The sequence below is a fragment of the Campylobacter sp. US25a genome (assembly GCF_004379075.1).
Lineage (GTDB): Bacteria > Campylobacterota > Campylobacteria > Campylobacterales > Campylobacteraceae > Campylobacter_D > Campylobacter_D jejuni.
In genome coordinates, this window is record NZ_RYYM01000133.1 from 1 (window position 1) to 275 (window position 275).

The following is a 275-nucleotide window of genomic DNA, read 5'->3' on the forward strand; positions in this document are numbered from 1 at the left end:
TTATAATAAGCTTTTTCTGCTTTAGTCCAAGGAGCTATAGCTCCTTTGATAGGATCTTTTAAATATATACTTTGCCAATCTTTAAATTCAAGTAAAGTAGATTTCTCCCCTGTGTGAAATTCAGGATCTAGGTATTGGGGTTGATAGTCTTTGTAGGGAGAGTTTTGTTTGATATTGTGTGCTTCAAAAAGGGCTTTGGAATATTCTTGGGTGTATTTGCCTACCTTAGCTCCCCCATCACTTAATAAAATTTTATTCGTTTTTTTTTCTACATC

The 275-nt window shown here is 33.8% G+C and carries 1 pseudogene; it reads right to left on the reverse strand.

The annotated features are described in order from the left end of the window. Window positions 1-275, reverse strand: a pseudogene (locus ELQ12_RS10035) (hypothetical protein); the annotation flags it as partial.